This window comes from Candidatus Halobonum tyrrellensis G22 (genome assembly GCF_000495475.1).
GTDB lineage: Archaea > Halobacteriota > Halobacteria > Halobacteriales > Haloferacaceae > Halobonum > Halobonum tyrrellense.
The window spans coordinates 67,035-89,989 of the sequence record NZ_ASGZ01000026.1 but is presented as its reverse complement, the minus strand read 5'-3'; the positions used below and the strand labels follow the sequence as shown (position 1 = coordinate 89,989).

General features: G+C 70.9%; 18 protein-coding genes. 11 read left to right on the top strand and 7 right to left on the bottom strand.

The genetic code is table 11. From position 1 onward, the window contains the following. Window positions 1-284: 284 nt before the first annotated feature. Entirely contained in the window at window positions 285-1,451 is a 1,167-nt protein-coding gene (gene dnaJ, locus K933_RS07785; RefSeq protein ID WP_023394157.1) for a molecular chaperone DnaJ, read from the top strand. A gap of 105 nt (window positions 1,452-1,556) precedes the next feature. Here dnaJ and K933_RS07780 read toward each other — a convergent pair whose 3' ends face one another. Together K933_RS07780 and K933_RS07775 are read right to left on the bottom strand one after the other, a co-directional pair. Further along, entirely contained in the window at window positions 1,557-2,096 is a 540-nt protein-coding gene (locus K933_RS07780; RefSeq protein ID WP_023394156.1) for a CBS domain-containing protein, read from the bottom strand. A gap of 57 nt (window positions 2,097-2,153) precedes the next feature. Continuing rightward, window positions 2,154-2,516: a DUF555 domain-containing protein gene (locus K933_RS07775; RefSeq protein ID WP_023394155.1), complete on the bottom strand. Its 363-nt coding sequence runs from the start codon at window positions 2,514-2,516 to the stop codon at window positions 2,154-2,156. Between the two features lie 324 nt (window positions 2,517-2,840). On the opposite strand from K933_RS07775, the gene K933_RS07770 reads away from it, so the two are divergent. Together K933_RS07770 and psmB are read left to right on the top strand one after the other, a co-directional pair. Then, a complete protein-coding gene (locus tag K933_RS07770) occupies window positions 2,841-3,044 on the top strand; it encodes a hypothetical protein (protein ID WP_023394154.1) in 204 nt (67 codons plus the stop codon). Window positions 3,045-3,109: 65 nt separating this feature from the next. Beyond that, window positions 3,110-3,841 (top strand): archaeal proteasome endopeptidase complex subunit beta, encoded by a 732-nt coding sequence (psmB, locus tag K933_RS07765; protein ID WP_023394153.1) that lies wholly within the window; start codon window positions 3,110-3,112, stop codon window positions 3,839-3,841. 177 nt (window positions 3,842-4,018) lie between these two features. Here psmB and K933_RS07760 read toward each other — a convergent pair whose 3' ends face one another. Beyond that, a complete protein-coding gene (locus tag K933_RS07760) occupies window positions 4,019-5,563 on the bottom strand; it encodes a hypothetical protein (RefSeq protein WP_023394152.1) in 1,545 nt (514 codons plus the stop codon). A gap of 278 nt (window positions 5,564-5,841) precedes the next feature. Between K933_RS07760 and ligA the strand changes: the two genes are divergently transcribed. The 4 genes from ligA to K933_RS07740 all read left to right on the top strand — a co-directional run bounded on the left by ligA (window position 5,842) and on the right by K933_RS07740 (window position 9,895). Beyond that, window positions 5,842-7,722: an ATP-dependent DNA ligase LigA gene (gene ligA, locus K933_RS07755; protein ID WP_023394151.1), complete on the top strand. Its 1,881-nt coding sequence runs from the start codon at window positions 5,842-5,844 to the stop codon at window positions 7,720-7,722. Between the two features lie 93 nt (window positions 7,723-7,815). After that, on the top strand, window positions 7,816-8,019 hold the full coding sequence (locus K933_RS07750) for a hypothetical protein (protein WP_023394150.1): 204 nt from the start codon (window positions 7,816-7,818) through the stop codon (window positions 8,017-8,019). Window positions 8,020-8,094: 75 nt separating this feature from the next. Then, window positions 8,095-8,880, top strand: a complete 786-nt coding sequence (locus K933_RS07745) for an MBL fold metallo-hydrolase (protein ID WP_023394149.1) — start codon at window positions 8,095-8,097, stop codon at window positions 8,878-8,880. Between the two features lie 151 nt (window positions 8,881-9,031). Then, entirely contained in the window at window positions 9,032-9,895 is an 864-nt protein-coding gene (locus K933_RS07740; protein ID WP_023394148.1) for a zinc ribbon domain-containing protein, read from the top strand. 117 nt (window positions 9,896-10,012) lie between these two features. Here K933_RS07740 and K933_RS07735 read toward each other — a convergent pair whose 3' ends face one another. Together K933_RS07735 and K933_RS07730 are read right to left on the bottom strand one after the other, a co-directional pair. After that, window positions 10,013-11,128 (bottom strand): DNA topoisomerase IV subunit A, encoded by a 1,116-nt coding sequence (locus tag K933_RS07735; protein ID WP_023394147.1) that lies wholly within the window; start codon window positions 11,126-11,128, stop codon window positions 10,013-10,015. Window positions 11,129-11,147: 19 nt separating this feature from the next. After that, on the bottom strand, window positions 11,148-13,610 hold the full coding sequence (locus K933_RS07730) for a DNA topoisomerase VI subunit B (RefSeq protein ID WP_023394146.1): 2,463 nt from the start codon (window positions 13,608-13,610) through the stop codon (window positions 11,148-11,150). A gap of 213 nt (window positions 13,611-13,823) precedes the next feature. On the opposite strand from K933_RS07730, the gene gyrB reads away from it, so the two are divergent. Both gyrB and gyrA read left to right on the top strand, forming a co-directional pair. Next, window positions 13,824-15,758 (top strand): DNA topoisomerase (ATP-hydrolyzing) subunit B, encoded by a 1,935-nt coding sequence (gyrB, locus tag K933_RS07725; RefSeq protein WP_049947699.1) that lies wholly within the window; start codon window positions 13,824-13,826, stop codon window positions 15,756-15,758. Window positions 15,759-15,776: 18 nt separating this feature from the next. Then, window positions 15,777-18,254 (top strand): DNA gyrase subunit A, encoded by a 2,478-nt coding sequence (gene gyrA / locus K933_RS07720; RefSeq protein ID WP_023394144.1) that lies wholly within the window; start codon window positions 15,777-15,779, stop codon window positions 18,252-18,254. Window positions 18,255-18,479: 225 nt separating this feature from the next. On the opposite strand, the gene K933_RS07715 is transcribed toward gyrA, so the two are convergent. Together K933_RS07715 and rocF are read right to left on the bottom strand one after the other, a co-directional pair. Continuing rightward, window positions 18,480-19,895: a DUF389 domain-containing protein gene (locus tag K933_RS07715; protein ID WP_023394143.1), complete on the bottom strand. Its 1,416-nt coding sequence runs from the start codon at window positions 19,893-19,895 to the stop codon at window positions 18,480-18,482. A 178-nt stretch (window positions 19,896-20,073) separates the two neighbouring features. After that, window positions 20,074-20,988 carry an arginase gene (rocF, locus tag K933_RS07710; RefSeq protein WP_023394142.1) on the bottom strand — a complete coding sequence of 305 codons (915 nt, stop codon included), beginning with the start codon at window positions 20,986-20,988 and terminating at the stop codon, window positions 20,074-20,076. Window positions 20,989-21,083: 95 nt separating this feature from the next. Here rocF and K933_RS07705 point away from each other — a divergent pair, with 95 nt between their 5' ends. Together K933_RS07705 and K933_RS07700 are read left to right on the top strand one after the other, a co-directional pair. Next, window positions 21,084-21,362: a hypothetical protein gene (locus K933_RS07705; protein ID WP_152529778.1), complete on the top strand. Its 279-nt coding sequence runs from the start codon at window positions 21,084-21,086 to the stop codon at window positions 21,360-21,362. 189 nt (window positions 21,363-21,551) lie between these two features. Continuing rightward, entirely contained in the window at window positions 21,552-22,778 is a 1,227-nt protein-coding gene (locus K933_RS07700) for an outer membrane protein assembly factor BamB family protein (protein WP_023394140.1), read from the top strand. The last annotated feature ends 177 nt before the right edge of the window (window positions 22,779-22,955 follow it).

Sequence of the window (22,955 nt, the reverse complement as noted above, 5' to 3'; positions counted from 1 at the left end):
CGGCCAGGCCGGCCAGAGCGAGGCCGACGACGACGAGTACGTCGACGCCGACTTCGAGGACGTCGACGACGAGGACGACGACGAGCAGTCGTCGTCCTGACCGGGTCCAGGCCCGAACGGGTCCGTCGTTCGCTGCGGCGGGTTCGGTCGAGACGGCCGCCGAGTCGCGTCGCCGTCCGTGACGCGCCGGCGGACCGTCCGGGGACGGCCGACGAGCGTCTCGGCGCGGATTCCGAGCCACGCGATTGAAATAGTCGCAGCGACGTACCGAACACAAGACCAGTATGAGCGAGGACTTCTACGACGTACTCGGGGTTTCACGCGACGCCGACGAAGAGGAGATCAAACAGGCGTACCGCCAGAAGGCGACCGAGTACCACCCAGACGTCAGCGACGACCCGGACGCGGAGGAGAAGTTCAAGAAGGTGAAGAAGGCGAAGGAGGTCCTCACCGACGACGAGACGCGGCAGGCGTACGACCAGATGGGTCACGACCAGTACGAACGGGCGGAGAAGCGCGGCGGCGTCGGCGGCGGCGCGGGCGGGATGGGCGGGCAGGGCGACCCGTTCGGCGGCGCGGGCGGCATGGGGGGGATGGGCGGTGGCGGCGGTCTCGGCGACATCTTCGAGCAGTTCTTCGGCGGCGGCGCGGGCGGCGGCCGCGGCGGTCCCCGCCCGGGGAAGGACCTCCGGACGAACCTCCACATCGACCTGGAGGAGGCGTTCGAGGGCGTGACCAAGGAGTTCACCGCCGCGCGGCCGACGCGGTGTCCCGACTGCGACGGCTCGGGCCACCCGCCCGACGCCGACGTGCGAACCTGCCCGGAGTGTAACGGCCAGGGACAGGTGACGCAGGTCCAGCAGACGCCGCTCGGGCGCGTCCAGCAGACGCAGGCGTGCCCCCGGTGTGAGGGCGAGGGCGAACTCTACTCCGAGGAGTGTGCGCGGTGTGACGGGTCGGGCGTCACGCGCGAGGAGGCGACGCTCACCGTCGACATCCCCGCGGGGATCCAGGACGGCCAGACCCTCCGGATGGAAGGGGAGGGGGCGCCCGGCGAACCCGGCGCGCGCGACGGCGACCTGCTGATCGACGTGCGCGTCGAGTCGGACGACCGGTTCGAACGCGACGGGGCGGACCTCCGATTGAACCGGGCCGTCTCGTTCCCGCAGGCGACGTTCGGCGCGACCGTCGAACTGGAGGCCATCGACGGCACCGTCGAGTTCGAGGTGCCCGCGGGCACCCAGAGCGGCGAGACGTTCCGGCTGTCGGGGAAGGGGATGCCCCGCCTACGCCGCCGGGGACGGGGCGACCTGTTCGTCGAGGTCCACGTCGTCACGCCCGAGGAACTCAACGCCGACCAGCGGGAGGCGCTCGAAGCGTTCGCGGAGGCCGGCGGCGAGGAGGTCGACGTGAACGAGGGGTTCTTCGAGAAGCTCAAGAACAGCCTCTGAGTCCGGCTCCCGCCCGTCCCCGTACGCCTCGTCGCCGCCAGCCGGTGACGGCGAGACGGCGACGCCGACGGACACACACGGCGCGACCGGTCGGTCGGCCGCGACTCAGGAGAGTTGCGCCGCCAGGTCCGCCTCGGTGATGATGCCGACGGCCTCGCCGCCGTCGGTCACCATCACGGCCTTGTAGTGGTCGAGCAGGTTCCGTATCTCGTCGACGGTCGCCTCCGGCCCGACGGTCGGGAACGACTCGCTCATCACCTCGCTCACGGGGAGGTCCGCGGCGTCCTCCCCCGCGTGGATCACGTCGGACTGGGAGATGGAGCCGACGGGGATACCGTTCTGTAACACCGGAAGCTGGGAGTACGCCTCGGCGTCCATCGTCTCGACGGCGGCGCGGACGGAGTCGTCGGGCGCGACGCTGATCGTCTCCTCGTGCATCAGGTCGCGCGCGCGGACGACCCCGCCTTCCACCTCGTCGAGCGCCTCGACGATCCGTCGGAGCGTCGACAGCCGCGGGTCCACGTCGCCGCCCTCGATGCGCGCGATCAGCGGTTGGGAGACGTCCGCCCGGTCGGCGAGTTCGGCCTGCGTGAGGTCGAGGGACGTGCGGCGTTCCCGCAGGTCCTGCGGCGTCGGCAGTTCCATGCGACGCCATTACTTCGAGTTATCCGAAAAGCTTTCGACACCGGCCGAACGCGCCGCTCAGGCCTCCTCGTCGTCCTCCTCGGTCTGGATGACCTCGATCACGTCGAGCGGAACGTCCCGGAGCGCTCCCCCGACCTCGCTCTTGGCGATGCGGGAGGCGTGTTCGTCGCCCTCGGCGTTGAACACCTCTATCTCCAAGACGAGACCGACCAGCGCGGTGCTGGCGGCGATGAACGCCGAGTCGAACGGCTCGCCGCAGGCGGGGCACGGCGTCGCGCCCACCTCGACGTCGACGTACTCCTTGTCGGTCTCGTTGAGTCGTCTGCCCGCCTCGCTGACCGCGACGCCAATGGCGTCGTCGATGTCCTCGACGTCGCGCACCAGCCACGCCGCTTCCAACGCGACGAGATAGTTGCTCATACGGGTGATGGGGGGACCCCGGGGTTTCGACCTTGTGGTTCGCGCGCCCGAGTGCGGCCCGCCCGTGGTCGAACCGGTCGACGCGCCGCCGCCCGACGAGCGCGGCCGACACGACGTGGGAACGCGGACGCCACCCGACCCTTCGCCGTAAGTTATGGCGAGCATCCGGGTCGCCGTTCCCGATGTGCCGGCGGTCGCGGCGCCGCGGCCGAATTTGTAACTGATCGTAACGCGGTAACAGAAATCGCCGTACTCCGACGGGGTACCGTTTTCGGCCGGACCGGAAAGCATATACATCGACGGTGGCGCAGGCAGGGTACGGTAATGACCGCGACGCACTCGGCTCAACGCATCGGCCTGTTCGCCCTCCACCAGACGACCGTACTCCTCGGCATCCTGCTGTTCCCCCTGGCGCTCGCCACCCACCGGGTGGGGCTGTCGCTCCCCATGGGGGGAGCGGTCGAACGCGTCCGTCGGGCGTACGCGGACGCGACGAACGCCGGCGACTCCGACGCCGCCGACCGGTAGACGACGGACCGGCGCGGGTTCCCGAAAGGGTGGCTTTATCAGCGGCGGACTCCTAGCCCGCGTCAATGCGACCATCGAGCGATATCGCCGACTCCGACCCGCTTCGTGGCGACGAGACGATCTTCGGCCCGGAACTGGGGGAGTTCCCGAACGCCGACCAGCGCGCACAGCAACTCGAGGACGGCGAGGCGATGAAGACGGGGACGACGACCGTCGGCATCCGCGCCGGCGACTCGGTCGTGCTCGCGACGGACATGCGGGCCTCCCTCGGCAACATGGTCTCCTCGAAGGACGTCCAGAAGGTCGAGGAGGTCCACCCGACGGGTGCGCTCACCATCGCGGGCGCGGTGTCGGCCGCCCAGAACCTGATCCAGACGCTGCAGGTGGAGACCAACCTCTACGAGGCTCGCCGGGGCAATGAGATGAGCATGCAGGCGCTGTCGACGCTCACCGGCAACCTCCTCCGGTCGGGCGCGTTCTACATCGTCCAGCCCATCCTCGGCGGCGTCGACGACACCGGCCCGCACGTCTACTCGATCGACCCCGCCGGCGGGATGAGCGAGGAGGAGTACACCGTCACCGGGTCGGGTAGCCAGTACGCGCTCGGGGTGCTCGAACAGGAGTACGACGACGAACTGAGCGTCGACGAGGCGAAGACGCTCGCCGCCCGGTCGATCAAGTCGGCGGTCGAGCGCGACCTCGCGTCCGGCAACGGTCTCAACATGTGCGTCGTCACGGCCGACGGCGTCGAGATCACCCAGCACAAGGACTTCGGCGACTTCATCGACGAGGAGTAGCCCGGTCGTCCGGGCCGGCGTCGGCCGCCGTTCTCACCCGTTTTCCGCGTCGACGAGCGACGGGTCCGTCCGCCTCGTTCGCGCCGTCGCGGGCGCTCGCGCGAGCGGCGACCAGTATCAGGTCGGGACTCGTCTCCGCGGCGACTACCGGTCGGCGAACCGACTACCGCGAACGGACTACCAGTCGGCGAACTGACCGTCGACCAGCGTCTCGGCTTGCTCGTCGATGTAGCGCCGCTGCATCGACTCGACGGCGTCGGCGAACGACGCGCCGTCGTCGAGACGGTCGCGCACCTCCCGGCGCTTCCACCCCGCGGGGGTGACCCGCTCGTTCGCGCGGTAGCGGAGCGGTTCGAGGTAGCGTTCCGCCTCGGTCTCCGAACAGCCCGCGTCCTCCAGTCCCGCCTCGGCGTGCGCGAGCAGGTCGTCGAACAGGGCGTCGGTGTCGGTGGTCTCGGCGCCGTCGGTCGCGATCCACCGGAGGTCGGCGTCGACCCCGTCTTCGACCGCGGCGTAGAAGTTCTCCTCTGCGACCGTCCAGGGGAGGTCGGCGACCGGGTGGCGGCGCCGCGCCATGCTCTCCATCAGCCCCGCGAACGCCGCGAGAAACGCGACCGAGTCGCGGACCGTCGGCTGGGCGGGGATCGGACGGAACTCGATGCGGGCGTTGGCGGCCGACCGCGTCGCGCCGCCGAACACCGGGCGGACCCACCGCCAGTAGGTGCCGTGTTTCCGGCGGAGCGTCCCGAACGCGTCGTCGAACCGGTCGCCCTCCTCGACGGGCATCGGGACGACCGTGGGGTCGGCGGCGATGCGGTCGACCGCCGCCTCGACGGAGTCGAGGTCGTCGGGGAACGACACCTTCGGGGTCGCGTCCTCCTCGCCGCCGAGCACCGACTCGAACACCGCGACCCGGTTCTCGTGGCGACCCTCCCGCAGGACGGTCTCGGGGTCGACCCCCTCGTCGTAGAGGTCGGGCGGGTAGAAGGGGGAGTTGACCCCGAGTGCGAGCAGCGGCCCCGCGACCCGCAGCGCGAGGTCGTGATAGAGGGGGAGGTCCGCGGCGTGGGGCGCCTGGTAGTGGGGCTGGATCGAGGTGATGAGGCTCTCGGGCATCACCGTCTCCGCCGACAGGTCGACGTGGGGGTCGTCGACCGCGAACCGGTCGCCGGCCCACGGCCCGTTGGCCATGGCGTGATACCGGACGGCGTCGCTCATGTTGGTCGCGACCCGGACGCCGTCGTCGTTCACGGAGTCGACGAGGTAGCCGCGGGCGGTCTCGCCCGCCGGCGGGATGGTCCACATGCCGTCGGAGACCAGGCGCATCCCCTCGGCGGCGGTCGTGTCGAGGGCGGCGGTCAGGCGGGCGCGCACCTCGGCGGCCTGCGCGCGGAGCCCGTCCGGGTTGAACGGCTGGGGGCTGGTCGTCATCTCGGCGTTGTGGAGGCCGAGTTCCTTCTCGAAGCCGATGAGTTCGAGCAGTCGCCGCGGGACCCGACACAGCGTGTACGCCTCCGCCTCGTCGTCGCGCCACCGGCCCTCCGAGACGGCGTAGAACTCGTACTCCAGCCCGACGATCGACTGGTGGTTGTCGAACGTCCCCGCGCGGAGTTCGTCCTTCACCGTCTCGGCGTCGACCGCCGCGCGGTGACGGAACTCCTCGGCGTCGACCGCCAGCACGTCGTTCACCCGCCCCACGAGCTCCCCGTCGCCTTCGGTCATACCCGCGGCGTCGCCCCGCCGCCCCTTCAACCCGTTGGGTGGCGGTGAGTCCGGCGACGAACGCGCGAGGGGAGCCCGACGGCGGGCGGGTCACCCGCGGTCGACGGGTCGCGCCGCCGACGGGTCGAGGGCGGGGAGCGGCGGTCCGGCGGGCCCGCGGGCGGCGGGTCGGGGCGTCGACGACCCAGCGGTCCGGCCGTCCGGCGTGCCGGCACTCCAGCGACCCGTCGAGTCGACGAGTCGGCGGACTTATTCGCGGCGCCGGTCCAGCCCCGGGTATGGATTTCGCGGCGTTCGCCGAGCGGGCGGACGAACTCGAAGCCGAGGGGAGCGACCTCGGGACGGTCGCGCTCGTGGCCGACCTGCTGGCCGACGCGGGCGACGAGCTCCCGGTGGTGGCGCGGTTCCTCCGGGGGGAGGTGTTCGCCGGGTGGGACAGCCGGAAGCTGTCGGTCGGGCCGGCGCTGTGTTACGAGGCCATCGCCCGCGCGGCCGGGAGGAACGTGAGCGTCTCGGACGTGGAGGCGCGACTGGCCGACACCGGCGAGATAGGCGCGGTCGCCGCGAACTACGAGTTCGGCGGCCAGACCGGGCTGTCGGCGTTCGCCGGCGGGAGCGACGGCGACGGTGGCGCGGGCGGCGACCTCACCGTCCGCGGGGTGGCCGACTCGCTCGCGGCGGTGGCGGCCGCGACCGGCGAGGGGAGCGAGGCCACCCGCCGGGACACGCTGTTCGGGCTGTTCAACCGCGCGAGCCCCGCGGAGGCCAAGTACCTCGCGCGGCTGCTCCTCGGCGAGATGCGGATCGGCGTCGGCGGCGGCACCGTCCGGGACGCGACCGCCGCGGCGTTCCTCGGCGCGGAGACGACGACGCCCGTCGACGAACGAGGCGAGAAAGACGACGAAAAGCGGGAGGACGACGCGGGGACCGAGGCGGACGACGACGAGCGAGGGGACGACGGAGACGGCGACGGGGAGCGCGGCCCGGAGGACGAGTCCGCCGACGGCGACGAGAGCGAGGGTGAGCGAGAGCGTGAGACCGGCGACGACACCGCCGAACTCGTCGCGGCGGTCGAGCGCGCGCTCCAGGTGACGAACGACTACGGTCGGGTGGCGGAACTCGCACGCGAGGAGGGGGTCGCGGGGTTGCGGTCCGTCTCGCTGGAGGTGGGCCGGCCGGTGCGGGCGATGCTCGCGCAGGCGGGCACCGTCGCCGACGCGCTCGACGGCTGGGACGCCGCGGCGGTCGAGACCAAGTACGACGGCGCGCGAGTCCAACTCCACTACGACGGCGAGTCGGCGTCGGTGTTCTCGCGGAACATGGAGGACGTGACCGACGCGCTGCCGGAACTGGTCGAACACGCCGAGCGTGAACTGTCGGCGCCCGCTATCGTCGACGGCGAGGCGGTCGCGGTCGGCGACGACGGCCGTCCGCTCCCGTTTCAGGAGGTGCTCCGGCGGTTCCGCCGGAAACACGACGTGGATCGGATGCGCGAGGAGGTCGCGGTCGAACTCCGGGCGTTCGACTGCCTGCACGCGGCGGGGGAGGACCTCCTCGATACGCCGCTGACCGAACGCCACGACCGGCTGAGGGACGTACTCGACACCGGGGTGTCCGACCTGCTGGTCTCCGACGACCCCGACGAGATAGCGGCGTTCGAGACCGACGCCCTGGAGGCGGGCCACGAGGGCGTGATGCTCAAGCGGCCCGACTCGACGTACTCGCCCGGACGGCGCGGGCGGAACTGGCTCAAGCGCAAGCCCGACGTGGAGACGCTCGACCTCGTGGTCACCGGCGCGGAGTGGGGCGAGGGCCGCCGCGCGACCTACCTCGGGACGTTCCTGCTGTCGGCGCGGGTCGAGGGGAGGGGCGACCCCGAGTACGAGACCATCGGGAAGGTGGCGACCGGCATCACGGACGAGGAGCTGGCGGAGTTGACCGACCTGCTGGAGCCGCACGTCGTCCGCGAGTCGGGCACCGAGGTGGCGATACGGCCGGCGGTCGTCTTCGAGGTGGGGTACGAGGAGATACAGCGCTCGCCCACCTACTCGTCGGGGTACGCGCTGCGGTTCCCGCGCTTCCTCGGCGTCCGCGAGGACAAGGCGCCGGGCGACGCCGACACGCTCGAACGGGTCGACCGGCTGGCCGACGCCGGGTGAGAGTTCGGTCGCGGTGAGCGAAAGCGGGAAGGTGAGATGGGTGCGCGCGATGATGGCGGAAGGCACTTCCCCCGGCCGGGCGCACGGCCGGACATGGACGTCCGCCGGACCGTCGTCGACCACCCGCTGCCGGTCGTCTTCGCCGCCGCCTTCGCCGTCGCGTTCGTCGCCACCGTCGGCTACGTCGCCGGCGGCGGGTCGACCGGTCTCGTGCTCCGACTCGCCGCGGTCACCACCGTGCTGTTCGGGTTCGCCGCGGCGTTCGCCGCCGGCCCGCTCGCGGAGCGGTACCTGTAGCTGTACTGCCCTGTGGGACCCGTCGTACCCGACCCGGAGGCGGGGGATTAAGCGGACGGCGCGCACAGTCCCGGTATGACGGTTCGTCACGACGACCTGACGGTGGAGTGGTTCGGCTACGCGACCGCGCGACTGGAGACGGCGGAGGGGCTGGTCGCGTACGTCGACCCCGGCCGGTACGGCGTGCTCACGGGCGAGTGGACCCCGCCGGGCGGCGGCAACCCCAAGGAAGCCGCCCACCCCCGCGCGACGGACCACCGACCGGAGGACGCCGACCTGGTCTGTGTCACCCACGACCACCACTACGACTCCGACGGCGTCGAACGCGTCGCGGGCGAGGACGCGACGGTCGTCGTCTACGAGGGCGTCGACGCCGGCTCCATCGACCGCGACCTGACGCCGGTCGACGACCTCCCGTTCGAGGTGGTGCGGGTCGGCGAGGAGGACCACCTGTCGGTCGCGACGCCGGACGGGACGGTCGACGTCTGGTCGGTGCCCGCGTACAACGAGGCGGACGGGCCGCACGCGGACGACGACGGGAGCGTCCCCCACCCGAAGGGGTCGGGCGTGGGCTACCGGCTGGTGCTCGGCGGCACCTCGGCCTTCTGGCCGGGCGACTCGGACGCGCTCGACGCGTTCGCCGAACTCGACGTGTCGCTGTTCCTCGCCAACATCTCCGGGTCGGTCTGCATGAACGCCGACGAGGCCGCCGACCTGGCCGAGCGGATGGACCCCGACCTGGTGGTTCCGATCCACTACAACACGCTCGACTTCCTCGAAGCCGACTCGGCGGGGTTCGCGGTCGACGTCGCGCGGCGGTCGGTCCCGGTCGCGCTCGACGAACGCGGGCCGAACCAGTGAGCCGGTAGCGGACCGCTCGGACGGCGACCGGACGGTCGGGGTCGGCGATGCGACCGGGAGAACGGGCGAGTCGGGTGGAGGTCCGACCGGACGGGACGGGCGGCGTGAGCGGCGCGCAAGCTTCTTGGTCGACCGGAGACCATTTCGGCGTATGACGCCCTCCACCTCCGACCCCGGGGCGGCCGCGTCGCCGACGCACTGTTCGGCGTGCGGGGCGCGGCTCTCGCCGGGGGACGCCTTCTGCTCGCAGTGTGGCACCGAGGCCGACTCGGCGGAACCCGGCGACGCCGACCGGGCGTGGCTCCGGCGGCGCGTCCAGGACCTGGAGGTCGCCGGCTGGGAGACCGAGGCGGACCACGGCGACCGAGTCGTGCTCCGCAAGCGCGGGTTCGGTTCGGTCCTCCCGCACGTCGGCCTGTTTCTGGTCAGCGGCGGCGTGCTCAACGTCGTCTACGCGGCCTACCGCTACACGGTGGGCGCGCCCCGCCGGGAGGTTCGCGCCGACGGCACCGAACTGTCGTACCCCGACCGCGACGGCGACCTGCGCGGAAAACTCCTGCTTGCGGGGGCCGTCCTCGCCGGCGGCGTCGCGAGCGGGGCGGCCGCGCTGGTGGCGTTCCTCCTCACCGGGTCGCTCACCGTCGGGGTCGCCCTCGGAGCGGTCGCGCTGGTCGCGCTGTTGGTGCCGATGCTGCTGGTGCTCGCGCTCCCCGACGGCGAGGAGCGGAAGTCGGCCTCGACGTTCGGCCGCGAACGGACCGTGAGCGAGGAGCCGGTTCGGAACCCGCCCGAACCGTGCGCGGCGTGCGGCGACCGGGTCCACACGGGCGTGCGCCGGCAGTTCGACGACCGGCTGTACGCCGGGGGGCTCCCCCTCCGGACGTACCGCGAGGGCGAGAACGTCTACTGCCGGGCGTGCGCCGCGGACCGCTCGGACGGCGACGGGGCGGGCGAGACGGGCGAGGGCGAACGCGAACCGGACGTGGAACGGGAGCTCGAACGGCTGATGGGCTGAGTGGCTGATGGAGCCGCGAGTCGAGGCGGGAAACCGACCGACGGAGACCGAAGAAGAGGACGACGGAGCCGGTCGGAGCCGACCCCGTCGGGCCGGTGGGGACGCGTTACGACCGATTCACAGCACGCCCATCTCGCCGAGCCGTTCGGGGAGGTAGGTGTCGGTCACGAAGTCAAGCCCCTGGGAGGCGAGCGCCTGCTGTTCAGCCTTCTTGTCGATGTCAAGTTGGAGTTCGATCTGCTCGGTCCAGAACTCCGACTTGAACCGGGGGTCCTCCAGCTCGGATTCGAGGGCGTTCACGTCCGAGTCGCTGAGCGGGTCGGTCGGCAGGTCGTAGTCGACGATGTCCTGCGGGCGGATGCCGACGTACCGCGCCTCGGGGGTCGCGAGGTACTCCGAGAGGTGTGCGGACTTGATCGAGCCGTACGCGACGGAGCCGAAGATGCGGTAGCTCCAGGGGTCGCCGTCGCAGAACACCACCACGGGGAGGTCGAGTTCGTCGTGGAGGCGTTTGGTCAGCCGGCGGGTCGCCCGGGCGGGCTGGCCGCCGAGGTGGACGACGATGGCGTCGCGGTCGGCGTCGAACCCGTTTTCGACCAGTCGGTCGCGCATCCCGCCGGTCTCGACACAGAGGACGAACTCGGCGTCGTTGTCGAGGAACTCGATCGTGTCCGGGTTGTTGGGGATCTGGTAGCCGCCCTGGCCCACGTCGTCCTGACAGTGGATCTCGCGGTCCCCCCGGCGGGTCTGCTCGCGGAGCAGGAGCGGTCCCATCACCTTCGCGCCCGACTCCTCCGGCCGCATGTGGAAGTCCTCGCGGGTGACGCCCGAGACGATCTCCAAGTCCTCGATCAGCTGGTTCGACTCGTCCTGGCTGGTGAACTGCGCCTCCTCGGAGTCCCACGACTCGCTGAGGTAGTACAGTTCCCGCAGCGTCGACGAGCGGTCCTCGTCGAGCTGTTGGGCGAGGAACTCGACGGCGTACACCGCCTTCAGCAGCTTCCGCGCCCCGCGGACGGAGTTGGCCGACCGCGTGGAGGTGCGGTCGCCGTACACCCACACGCCGGCCTCCTCGTCGAAGACGATGTTGCTCTTCGTCCGCGTGGGGAGCGTCATCTCGGGGATGTCGCCCGCCTCGAACTGGTCGTAGAACTCCTCGGCGAGTTCCAGCAGCTGTCTCCGCGCCTCCTCCTCGTCGAGTCGTGCCGTGTTCTGTTGTTGCGTGTCGCTCATTCGCTCGTTCTCCTCGGCATCAGGCGTTCACCGTGAGCTTCTCCGTCTCGACGCCGTCGACGTTCACGTCGAACTCGGCGTCGTCCGAGTCCGACACCCGGTACTCCAACACCGCCTCGTCGCCGCCGCTCACCGACGGCGTCCACTTGACGAACCACTCGCCGTCGAGGTCGACCACCTCGGCGTCGTCGGGGACGTCGGCGGGTTCGACCGAGACGATGTCGGTCACGTCGAGTTCCTCGGTCCGGTCGGAGTGGTTCTCCACGACCAGCCGGACGGCCCCCTCGTCGTACTCGCGTTCGACGCTGACGTTGTTCATGATCCGCGCGAGCGCGCCGTCGATGTCCGGGCGGTCGCGCCCGCAGACCGCCGACACCTTGTCGGCCATCTCGGGGAGGATGCGCCCGAGCACGTCCTGTTTCTCGCGGCGCTTCTGCATCGACCGCCGCTTGTTGAGGTAGCTCTTCAGCTCGCGGGCCGCCTCGCGGATCGCGAGTTCGATCTCGTCTTCGATCGCGGGGATGTTCGCGAGCGCGTCCTTCGACTCGCTGGTGAACGGGACGTTCGTCGACGCGACGTGGACCATGATCACCGCGGGACCGTTGGGCATCCCCGACCCGCCGGGCTGGTCGAGCCCGTAGTTGCGCCAGCCGATGGACTTCACCACGTCCGTCGTCGCACACGCCCCCCGCTGGTAGACCAGCGGGACGCGGTTGGCGAACCGGAGCAGGTCGACCTGTCCCTCGGCGGGCAGGTCGCCGCCGTAGGCGATGCCCGCCTCGACGATGAACGGGTCGCCGCCGTGGACCTCGGCGTCGCGGGTCGCGGCGGCGTAGAAGTCGGCGTCGTACTCCTTGCGGAGGCCGGCCTCGACGAGTTCGGCGGTGATCGGCGCGAGACAGTCGGTCGGGGGCGCGAGGATGTCCGTCCCGCGCATCGCCTCCAGTAGCGACGAGGCGGTGTCGCGGTCGCCGGCCACCTCGCTCACGTTCGGCACGTCGTCCGGGACGGTCGCCATCCGCGTCCACAGCGCGTCGGCGACGTTCTCGCGGGCGGTGTCGCCGAACGTCACCTCGTCGAACTCGACCATCCGGTCTGCGGCGTCGTCGACCAGCCGGTCGAGTCGCGCGCGGGTCAGCCGGTGGCGCGAGTCGTCGAGCCCCGCGACGTCGGCGGCGAGCCGCTCGGCCAGCCCCGTGACCACCGCGTCGTCCTTCTGGCTGCTGGTGGCGTCGTCGACAAGGGCCACGAGCGGCGCGCGGAGCACGGACTCGGCGTCGTCGGCCTCGGCGTCGTCGTCCGCGTCGACCCGCCGGCCCGCCGCGTCGACGCGGGCGGCGGTCATCCCGGTCCAGACGGCGTCGACGGTGTTGGCGCGGACGGTGTCGCCGAACGTCTTGCCCGTCGACTCCTGTGCCGTCTCGGCGGCGTCGGCGACGAGGCGGACGAGTTCGTGGTGGGCGAGGCGACCCGCCGAGTCGAGCGCCTCGGCGACCCGCCCCGCGAACGTCTCGGTCGCGTCGCTCCCCTTCCCCGAGACGGCCGCCGTGACGACCGCCTCGGCGTCGAGCGAGTCGGGGGTCGCCCACGCCATCTCGCGGCCGAAGTAGCGGTCGCGGAAGGCGTCGAGCACCTTGTCGGCGGTCTTCTTGCCGACGCGGGTGAACTCCTCTTGGAGGAACCCCGACACCGAGTACGACTCGGTGGATTCGAGCATCTTGATCAGCGTGCCGAGTTCGACCCCGTGGGGGTGCGGGCGGATCTCGGAGGTCTCCGCGGGGAGCTGGTCGGTGCCGCGCTCGAACTTCAGCGGCTCCTCCGTCCCGGGTTCGCGGAGTTCGAGCCGGGCGTGGGGGTTGACGACCGCGGTGTGTTTGATGTAGTCGTGCAGTTGCGCCCGCGCGCGCATGTTCGCCTCCATCTCCACCTCGATCCGGGTGCCGTGCGACCGGTCCCACGAGGTAGGTTCGTCGGCCTTGATCTCGGGTTCGTTGCTGTCGGTGTCGATGATCAGCTCGAAGTACTGCGCCTGGCTCTCCCCCTTCGGCCGGGAGGTGATCTTCGCGGGCTTGCCCGAGGTGAGCTGGGAGTACAGCACCGCCGCGGAGATGCCGATCCCCTGCTGGCCGCGGCTCTGCTCGCGGGCGTGGAACCGCGAGCCGTACAGCAGCTTCCCGAACACCTTCGGGAGCTGTTCGCGCGTGATCCCCGGACCGTTGTCCTCGACGACCAGCCGGTAGTAGTCGCCCGCCTCGCGGATCTCGACGTAGATGTCCGGCGGGATCCCCGCCTCCTCGCAGGCGTCGAGGGCGTTGTCGACCGCCTCCTTGACCGCGGTGACCAACCCCCTCGCGCCCGAGTCGAACCCGAGCATGTGCTTGTTCTTCTCGAAGAACTCGGCGATGGAGATCTCCCGCTGGCTCGCCGCCAGTTCGTCCGCGATCCCCTCCTCCTCGCCGAGCGTCGACTGGAACGACGTCATTCTGGTACGGCACCCTACCGGGCGGGTGCTTAAAACGGTGTCCTCAGCGGGGTGGAAGTGAAGCGGCACCCCCGCCGCGATCCGGCGAGGGCGACCGGCCGTGCGCGCGTGTGGGACGCGCGCACGACCGCGAGAGAGTGACGTGAGCGTCCACGCTACGCGCGCGTGCGTGGAGTTTATACATGGGGCCGAGCTAGACTGGGTAAGGTTCCTATGTCAGATTCAGGGGAGAACGAGTACGGTGCCGGGCAGATCCAGGTTCTGGAGGGCCTCCAGGCAGTCAGGAAGCGCCCGGCGATGTATATCGGCTCTACGGATTCACGCGGTCTCCACCATCTCGTCTACGAGGTCGTCGACAACTCGATCGACGAGGCGCTCGCGGGCCACTGTGACACCATCGAGGTGACCATCCACGACGACGGGTCGGTGTCGGTTCGCGACGACGGCCGGGGGATCCCGGTAGACACGCACGAACAGTACGACCGCCCCGCACTGGAGGTCATCATGACCGTCCTCCACGCGGGCGGGAAGTTCGACAACAAGTCCTACCAGGTGTCGGGAGGGCTCCACGGCGTCGGCGTCTCGGTGGTGAACGCGCTCAGCGGTCGCCTCGACGTGGAGGTGAAACGCGACGGCGGCGTCTGGCGACACCGGTTCGCGGGGGGTGAGCCGGACCCCGATGGGTTCGAGCGGGTCCGCGACGTGGAGGCGGACGAGGAGACGGGCACGGAGATACGGTTCTGGCCCGACGACGACATCTTCGAGGAGACGGAGTTCGCGTTCGACACGCTGGCCAACCGGCTGCGCGAACTCGCGTTCCTCAACCCCGGCGTCGCGATCACGCTCGCGGACGAACGCGACGGGTCCTCCGAGACGTTCGCGTACGAGGGCGGCATCCGCGAGTTCGTCGCCTACCTCAACGAGACGCGCACGCCGCTCCACCGCGACGTCATCTACTTCGAGGACGACGAGCGGGTGGGCGACGGCGTGGTCCACGTCGAGGTGGCGATGCAGGCGACCGACGAGCTACAGGGGTCGGTCCACGCGTTCGCCAACAACATCAACACCCGCGAGGGCGGGAGCCACCTCACCGGGTTCAAGACCGCGCTCACGCGCGTCGTCAACGACTACGCCAACGACAACGGGTTGGCCGACGACCTCGACGGCAACCTCAAGGGCGAGGACGTACGCGAGGGGCTGACGGCGGTCATCTCGATCAAACACCCCGACCCGCAGTTCGAGGGGCAGACCAAGACCAAACTCGGCAACAGCGAGGTGCGCGGCGTCGTCGAGTCGGCGGTCCACGAGGGACTGGGGACGTTCTTCGAGGAGCACCCCGACACCGCGACGGCCATCGTGAGCAAGGCCGCAGAGGCCGCCCGCGCGCGGAAGGCGGCGAAGGAGGCCGAGGAGCTGACCCGGCGGAAGTCGGCGCTCGACTCGACGGCGCTGCCCGGGAAGCTCGCGGACTGTCAGTCGCGCGACCCCGAGGAGGCCGAACTGTTCATCGTCGAGGGCGACTCCGCGGGCGGGTCGACGAAACAGGCGCGCAACCCCACGAACCAGGCGGTGCTCCCGATCCGCGGGAAGGTGTTGAACGTCGAGAAACACCGGCTGGACCGCGTCTTACAGAACGACCAGATCCGCAACATCGTCACCGCCATCGGGACGGGCATCGGCGACGAGTTCGACATCGACGACGCGCGCTACCAGAAGATCATCATGGCGACCGACGCCGACGTCGACGGCGCGCACATCCGGACGCTCCTGTTGACGTTCTTCTATCGCCACATGCGCCCACTGTTGGAGGCGGGGTACGTGTACGCGACGAAGCCGCCGCTGTACCGCGTGCGCTGTGGCGGCCAGACGTACGACGCGATGACGGAGGCCGACCGCGACCGGATCGTCGACGAGGAGTGTGGCGGCAGTCCCACGCAGGTCCAGCGGTTCAAGGGGTTGGGCGAGATGAACCCCGAACAGCTGTGGGACACGACGATGGACCCCGACGAGCGCATTCTCAAACAGATCAACATCGAGGACGCGGCGGCCGCCGATCGCATGTTCAACGTGCTGATGGGCGACTCGGTCGAGCCGCGCAAACAGTTCATCAAGGACCACGCCCCCGAGGCGGACTGGGTGGACATCTGAGACAGTGAGGTATCCACGATGAGTTCAGACGTACCCGTCGACCCCGAAGACGTACGCGCGGCGCAAGTCGAGCGCGTCCGCATCGAAGACGAGATGGAACAGTCGTACATCGACTACGCGATGTCGGTCATCGCGGGTCGGGCGCTCCCGGACGTCCGCGACGGTCTCAAACCCGTCCACCGGCGCATCCTCTACGCGATGCACGAGATGGGCGTCACCTCGAACACCACCCACCGGAAGTCGTCGTCGGTCGTCGGCGAGACGATGGGTGACTACCACCCCCACGGCGACTCCGCCATCTACGACACGCTCGTGGGGATGGCCCAGGAGTTCTCGATGCGCTACCCGCTGATCGACGGCCAAGGCAACTTCGGGTCGATGGACGGCGACCCCGCGGCCGCGATGCGGTACACGGAGGCGCGGATGGCGCCCATCGCCGGGGAGTTGCTCGCGGACATCGAGAAGGACACCGTCGACTTCTCGTCGAACTACGACGACCGGCTGGAGGAGCCGGACGTGCTCCCGGCGGCGTACCCCAACCTGCTCGTCAACGGGTCGACGGGCATCGCCGTCGGCATGTCGACGAAGGTCCCGCCGCACAACCTCGGCGAGGTCATCGACGCTACGATCGAGGTGATAGAGAACCCCGACTGCGACCTGGCGGACCTGATGGAACACGTCAAGGGGCCGGACTTCCCGACGGGTGCGAACATCGTCGGGCGGAACGCGGTCCGGAAGGCGTACTCGTCGGGTCGGGGTCGGCTCCGCGTGCGCGCGGAGTTCGACGTCGAGGAGTACGACAACGGCCGCGAGCGGATCGTCATCACCGAGCTCCCCTACCAGGAGAACAAGGCCCGGCTGGTCGAACGCATCGCCGAGGACGTCAACGAGGGCGTCATCGAGGGTATCTCCGACCTCCGCGACGAGTCCGACCGCGAGGGCGTCCGGGTCGTGGTCGAACTCAAGCGCGGGGCGAACCTGGAGGTGGTGAAAAACCAGTTGCTCGAACACCACCTCGAGTCCACGTTCGGCGTGATCAACCTCGCGCTCGTCGACGGTCAGCCGCGCGTGCTCTCGCTGAAGGAGACGCTCGAACAGTACATCGACCACCGCAAGGAGGTCGTCACCCGGCGGTCGGCGTTCGAGTTGGGCGAGGCCGAAGACCGCGCGCACATCCTCGAAGGGCGGTTGAAGGCGCTCGACAACGTCGACGACGTGGTCGAGGAGATACGCGGAAGCGAGGACCGCGACGCCGCGAAGGCGCGGCTACGGGAGGCGTTCGACTTCTCGGAGGCGCAGTCGGAACACATCGTCCGGATGCAGTTGGGTTCGCTCACGTCGATGGAGTCGGCGGAGATCGAAGAGGAGTACGACGACGTGACCGCCCGGATCGAGCGACTGGAGGAGATCCTCGGCTCGGAGTCCGAGCTGCTGTCGGTGATCACCGAGGAGCTAGAGGCGATCAAAGCGCAGTACGACGACGACCGGCGGACCGGGTTCGTCGAGGACACCGGTAGCGTCGCCCACGAGGACCTGATCCCCGAGGAGGAGTCGGTCGTCGTCGTCACCGAGGACGACTACATCAAGCGGATGCCCGCGGCGGAGTTCCGCGCGCAGAACCGCGGCGGCAAGGGGATCATCGGCACCGACCTCAAGGAGGACGACCGGGTGTCGTCGGTGTTCCTCGCGTCGACGCACGACTACCTGCTGTGTTTCACCACCCACGGGCAGGTGTACCAGCTGAAGACGTACCAGGTGCCCGAGATGGGCCGCACCGCCCGCGGCAAGTCGGCGGTGAACGTGCTCGACTTGGACGACGGCGAGGAGATAACCGCGGTCGTCAACTGCGACGACCTCGACGACGAGGAGTATCTCACGATGGTGACGCGCGACGGCTACGTCAAGCGGACCGCGGGCGAGGCGTTCGACAACATCCTCTCGACGGGCATCCGCGCGATCAAACTGGAGGAGGGCGACGCGCTCGCGGACGTGGAGGTGACCCACGGCGACCACCACATCGTGGTGGGGACCCGCGACGGGATGGCGATCCGCTTTGCGGAGTCGGAGGTGCGCCCGATGGGTCGGTCCGCCCGCGGCGTCCGCGGCGTCCGGTTGACCGGCGACGACCGGGTCGCGGGCGTCGCCGCCATCGACGCCGACCAGCACAACTGGGTGTTGACGGTGACGAAGAACGGCTACGGCAAGCGGACCGACCTCGACGAGTACCGCGTCCAGTCGCGCAACGGCAAGGGGCTGATCGACATCAAGACGAACGAGCGGAACGGTCCGGTCTGTGCGGTCGAGGCGGTCACCCACGGCGACCACCTGTTCGCGCTGAGCGAGGGGGGGCAGATCCTGCGGACGCCCGTCGAGGGCATCTCGACGTACGGCCGGAACACGATGGGCGTCCGCGTGATGGACTTAGACGCCGGCGACAAGGTCGCCGCCGTCGACGTGTTGCCCGCGGCGCGCGTCGGGACCGACGACGGGGAGTGAGACGCGGTCGGCGGTCTCGGACCCGTCGGCGTCGGGTTCCGGGTCAGTAGCGACCCGGGCCGCCGAACCCCGAGCGGCCGTCCACCGCCGTGAAGACGCCGAGCGCCACGAGGGGGAGACCCGACGCCGCCAGCGTCGGCGCGAGCACGCCGGCCGGGAGGAGTACGGCGCGACGACGCTCGATTTTTTCGGCTCGCGGCGGGGTCGCCCGGTGGCCGACGCGGGCTACGCGGGCACGCCGCCCGCCGACCCGGACGCGCCGCCGCCGACCGACGGCAGGGTCGAGCCGAACCACCGCGTCTCGTTCCCGCGGACCTCCTGGTAGCCGGTGAACTGGACGCGGACCGTCGGTCGGCGGCCGGTGCGCTCGTACACCCGCCGCTGGATCCGGTCTGCGAGCCGGGGGTACGACGAGGTGTTCTCCGTCGTCGTGACGCTCACGGTGACGATTGGCGTCGCCGCGAACCCGACGGGGTAGCTGTACTCCGCGGAGACGCCGACGGCCGAGACGTCGTCGTAGGCGTCCCGCGTCAGCGTCTCGTCGACCGCGGTCGTCACGTCCCGCTGGAGGACGACCTGTTGGCCGGTCGCCGCCACCGCGGGCGCGGCCACGAGGAGGACGACGACCGCGAGGACGACCGTCCTCGCGGTGCCCGACGCACCCTCGCCCTGGTTGGGGTCGCCCGCGCCGGCCGCGCCGTCGTCGTCGTCAGCCCGGTCGTCGCCGCCGACCACCCGGGGGAGTTCGCGGTAGCCGAGCGAGAACAGCGTGACCATCTCGCCGAGGTTGATGGCGAGTATCGACACCACGAGCAGCACCACGGTCCCGAGCGCGAGCAGCGGCTCGCCGTACGCGACGCCGATGCCGGCGACGCCCGCCGCGGGGACGAGCGCCGCCGCGATCATGACGCCGATGATGGAGAGCGGCCCCTCGGTCGTGAGCCCGAACGCGGCGGCCGCACCCGCGACGAACCCGACGAGGACGCCGAGCGCGCCCGGCGACAGCCGGACCGTCACCAGGTCGAGCGAGGTCACCGCGAGCGTCGACGGGACCAGCCCGGCGTACAGCAGGGCGAACGCGGTGATGACCGCGCCAACGACCGCGACGACCAGCCCTCGCAGTTGCTGGCGGACGCTCGCGGTGAACATATCCCCGTCGCCGGTGACCGCGCCGACGCTCGCCGTCAGCGTCGGGCCGACCAGCGGCGCGAGCACCATCGACCCGACCACGACCGCGGGCGAACCGATCAGGAGGCCGACCGTCGCGATGACGGTGCTCAAGAGGATCATCCAGAGGTACGAGACCGTCTCCATGTTCATCGACCGCGCCTTCGCCTGGAGTTCGAACGCGGGCAACGGGACGTACGAGTCGGCGTACCGCTCCTGTAGCTCGTCGATGTTGGACGTGAGCGCGGTCTCGGCGTCCGAGAGGACGACGTACGCGTCCTCCTCGACGTGGATGTCCACGTCCCGCAGCGCCTCGAACACCTCCGAAACCGCTCCCTGCGGGAGCGGGAACTGGAAGAGGTTGGTTCGGTCCTCCTCGTCGGCGACGACGGCGTAGTCGATATCGAGATCCTCGAGCACCCGCTCGACCGCGGGTCGCTCGTCGTCGTTGACGTAGACGTGGACGAGACGCACGTCGGCACGACAGCCGACGCCCGGAAAAGATCGGGGGTTGCGCCTGCGTCGGCCGAGAGTCGACCCGCACCGCCGGCCGGCGGACCGCGGGTCGGTCGCGGGGGTACACACCGGCCGGTCGTCCGCGGTCTGCGGGTCCGCCCGGCGTCAACGACGGTCGGTGCCGTCGGGGCGGGGGCTACAGCACCCGCTTGCCGAACGCGCTGGCGACGAGTTCGGTCGCGAGTTCGGCCGTCTCGTTGTGTTCGTCGAGCACCGGGTTGACCTCGACCACCTCCATCGAGCGGACGGCGTCCGTCTCGGCCACCCGCTCCATCGCGTAGTGCGCCTCCCGGTAGGTGACGCCGCCGCGGACGGGCGTCCCGACGCCGGGCGCGAGCGACGGGTCGAGCCAGTCCATGTCGAGGCTGACGTGGACGCCGTCGACGCCGTCGGCCGCGACCGACAGCGCCGCCTCGACCACGTCGGTGATGCCGCGCTCGTCGATATCCGACATGGTGTACGCCGTCACGTCGCTGTCGCGGATGGCCTCCCGCTCGGCGTCGTCGATCGACCGCAGGCCCACGATGGCGGTGTTCTCCTCGCGGAGCCCCGGCGCGCGCGCCCACCCGTAGGCGTCGTCGGCCCACTCGCCGACGCCGAGCGCGGCCGCAAGCGGCATGCCGTGGACGTTCCCCGACGGCGAGGAGACGGGCGTGTTGAAGTCGCCGTGGGCGTCGAACCAGATGGCGCCGACGCCGTCGGCGTCGCGTGCGCTCCCGCCGAGCGAGCCGATGGCGACCGAGTGGTCGCCGCCGAGGACGAGCGGCGTCTCGCCGGCCGCGAGCGCGTCGGCCGTCTCGTCGGCGAGGCGGGTACACACCTCCTCGGTCTCGCGGAGGAACTTCGCGTTCCCCCGGCTGGGGCGGTGGGCGTCGGGGTCGCGCTCCTCCGCGCGGGGGACGGGCAGGTCGCCCCCGTCCCGGGTCTCGACGCTCGCGGCGGCGAGACCGTCCGCGAGCCCGCCGTAGCGGATGGCCGACGGACCCATGTCGACCCCGCGCCGGCCCTGTCCGTAGTCGGTCGGAACGCCGATGAGTCGAAGCGTGGTCACACCCGTTCGTCCGGAAGCGAGCGCAAAGAGCTACCGGAGTGAGACCGCCCCGGGAGGAGTGCCGGTTCGGGCGAGCGGGCGAGATGGACGGGAGTATGAGTCCGGCGAATTACCACTTGCTCGTGCGGATCGTCCACCTCCGGGTCGACGACGGGGGGCGCGACGGGGCGTTCGAGGCGCTCGACGACGCCGAGTTCACCGACCTGGGTCTCTCGTCGGGTCCCGAGGAAGTCACCGTCAGGCGGGCGCGACCCCCCGACGCGTCGTTTCCCGACCTGCCCGAGCGGTTCGCGGCCGCCGTCGCGGAGCGGACCGGCCGGCGGGTCACCGTCTCCGTCGAGTACGTCGAGCGGGCGCGGTCGGACGCCGGGTGAGCGACGCGGGCGAACCGGCCGCGCCGGTCGATACCGGGTGCGTGCCGCGAGGAGCCGGTTCCGTCCTCTCCCACCGCTTCGGGTCCCCGCTCGTGGCGAGGGGCGGGACGACGCGGACGGGGTGACGCCGCCGCGGCGCCCTCGTCGCGTCCCCCCACTACTTGTCCGTGGGACGCGTGACCCGGAGCCGTGCCCGCGATCACACGCCGACGGGTCGTCGCCGGCGCCGCGGCCGCTGCGGCCGTCGGATACGGGGGGTATCGAGCCGTCGAGGGCGCGTCAGACGCCGACACCGGAGCCTGGACGCCGGAACGGGGGACGTGGCCGCTCGCCCGCTACGACGCCGCGAACACCGCCTACAACCCCCACGCCAGTCCGCCGCGTGCGGCGCCCGACAAGCGGAAACTCGGCTCTCTCGCACACGAGGGGGCGGACCCGCCGTACCTCTCCCCCCTCGCGGGACCCGACCGGCTCGCGGTGTTCGGCACCCGGCTGGCCACGTACGCGGGGGACGGCGCCGTCCCGTACGGGGAGTTCGCGGCCCGCTTCGCCGGGTTCGGTCCCGACGGCCACCTCCACGCGCTCCGTTCGAACGGGTCGGAGACGGACCTGGTTCGGTACGACGGCCGCGAGGCGGCGTACCGGTACCCCGTCCCCGGCTACCCGGAGGGGCTGACACTCGGACGCGAGGAGGCGTACGTCGGCACCGTCAACGACGGCCTGTTCGCGTACGAACCCGACGGCGGACGGGAGTGGGGAGTCGAGGGGGAGACGGCCGCACTGGCGGACGGGCGTCTCTACACCGTCGGGGGCCGCGGCGGGACGGCCGCCTACGCCGAGCGGGTGGGGCCGGAGCGGTGGCTCTCGTCCGGTCCCGAACGGCTCTGGACGACCGCGCCGGTGAGCGCGGACGGCAACCCGCCCGCGGTCGCGGACGGCCGACTGGTCGTCGGGACGTACGGACTGTTCGACGCCACGCTCGAAGCGTTCGACGCCGGGACGGGCGACCGGCTCTGGGAGCCCGAGTCGTTCGGCGAACGCGGCGCGGCCGACGTCTCCACGCCCGCCGTCGTCGGTCGGAACGGCTACGTCGCCGCCGGCGTCGACGGTCTCGATGCCGGCGTCGTCGCGCGCTACGACCTCGCGACCGGCGAGGAGGTGTGGCGCGACGACACCGAGTGGTACGCCTCCGACCCGGTCGTCGGGGACGGGACACTCGTGGTCGCCGGCGACGTTCGATCGGGACCCGACGCACCCGCGACGGCGGTGCGGGGCTACGACGCCGGGACCGGCGAGGAACTGTGGACGGTCGGGTTCCCCGGTGACGGGGGGACGGCCCTCGCGCTCGTCGGGGAGCGGGTGCTGGTGACGGCGGGAGCGTCGCTGTTCGAACTCGTGTCGGCCGCCGCTCCGTGAGCGGTCGGGGCGGACTCGCCCGGAATCGGTCGGCTCGGGGCGTCCGCGACGGGCGAGCGCCGCCCGCCGGGACGGTCGGCGTTCGTCGTACGGAGGGATATATAGGCATACACCTGTGGACCAGTCACGTGGACGGGTACCGGACCGTGGATTTATGCGCGCACGCGAGGAACTACA

What these genes read in the sequence shown, in the direction of transcription:
- dnaJ (WP_023394157.1), top strand. Translation starts at nt 285, where the DNA reads ATGAGCGAGGACTTCTACGACGTACTCGGGGTTTCACGCGACGCCGAC.
- K933_RS07780 (WP_023394156.1), bottom strand. Translation starts at nt 2,096, where the DNA reads ATGGAACTGCCGACGCCGCAGGACCTGCGGGAACGCCGCACGTCCCTC.
- K933_RS07775 (WP_023394155.1), bottom strand. Translation starts at nt 2,516, where the DNA reads ATGAGCAACTATCTCGTCGCGTTGGAAGCGGCGTGGCTGGTGCGCGAC.
- K933_RS07770 (WP_023394154.1), top strand. Translation starts at nt 2,841, where the DNA reads ATGACCGCGACGCACTCGGCTCAACGCATCGGCCTGTTCGCCCTCCAC.
- psmB (WP_023394153.1), top strand. Translation starts at nt 3,110, where the DNA reads ATGCGACCATCGAGCGATATCGCCGACTCCGACCCGCTTCGTGGCGAC.
- K933_RS07760 (WP_023394152.1), bottom strand. Translation starts at nt 5,563, where the DNA reads ATGACCGAAGGCGACGGGGAGCTCGTGGGGCGGGTGAACGACGTGCTG.
- ligA (WP_023394151.1), top strand. Translation starts at nt 5,842, where the DNA reads ATGGATTTCGCGGCGTTCGCCGAGCGGGCGGACGAACTCGAAGCCGAG.
- K933_RS07750 (WP_023394150.1), top strand. Translation starts at nt 7,816, where the DNA reads ATGGACGTCCGCCGGACCGTCGTCGACCACCCGCTGCCGGTCGTCTTC.
- K933_RS07745 (WP_023394149.1), top strand. Translation starts at nt 8,095, where the DNA reads ATGACGGTTCGTCACGACGACCTGACGGTGGAGTGGTTCGGCTACGCG.
- K933_RS07740 (WP_023394148.1), top strand. Translation starts at nt 9,032, where the DNA reads ATGACGCCCTCCACCTCCGACCCCGGGGCGGCCGCGTCGCCGACGCAC.
- K933_RS07735 (WP_023394147.1), bottom strand. Translation starts at nt 11,128, where the DNA reads ATGAGCGACACGCAACAACAGAACACGGCACGACTCGACGAGGAGGAG.
- K933_RS07730 (WP_023394146.1), bottom strand. Translation starts at nt 13,610, where the DNA reads ATGACGTCGTTCCAGTCGACGCTCGGCGAGGAGGAGGGGATCGCGGAC.
- gyrB (WP_049947699.1), top strand. Translation starts at nt 13,824, where the DNA reads ATGTCAGATTCAGGGGAGAACGAGTACGGTGCCGGGCAGATCCAGGTT.
- gyrA (WP_023394144.1), top strand. Translation starts at nt 15,777, where the DNA reads ATGAGTTCAGACGTACCCGTCGACCCCGAAGACGTACGCGCGGCGCAA.
- K933_RS07705 (WP_152529778.1), top strand. Translation starts at nt 21,084, where the DNA reads ATGAGTCCGGCGAATTACCACTTGCTCGTGCGGATCGTCCACCTCCGG.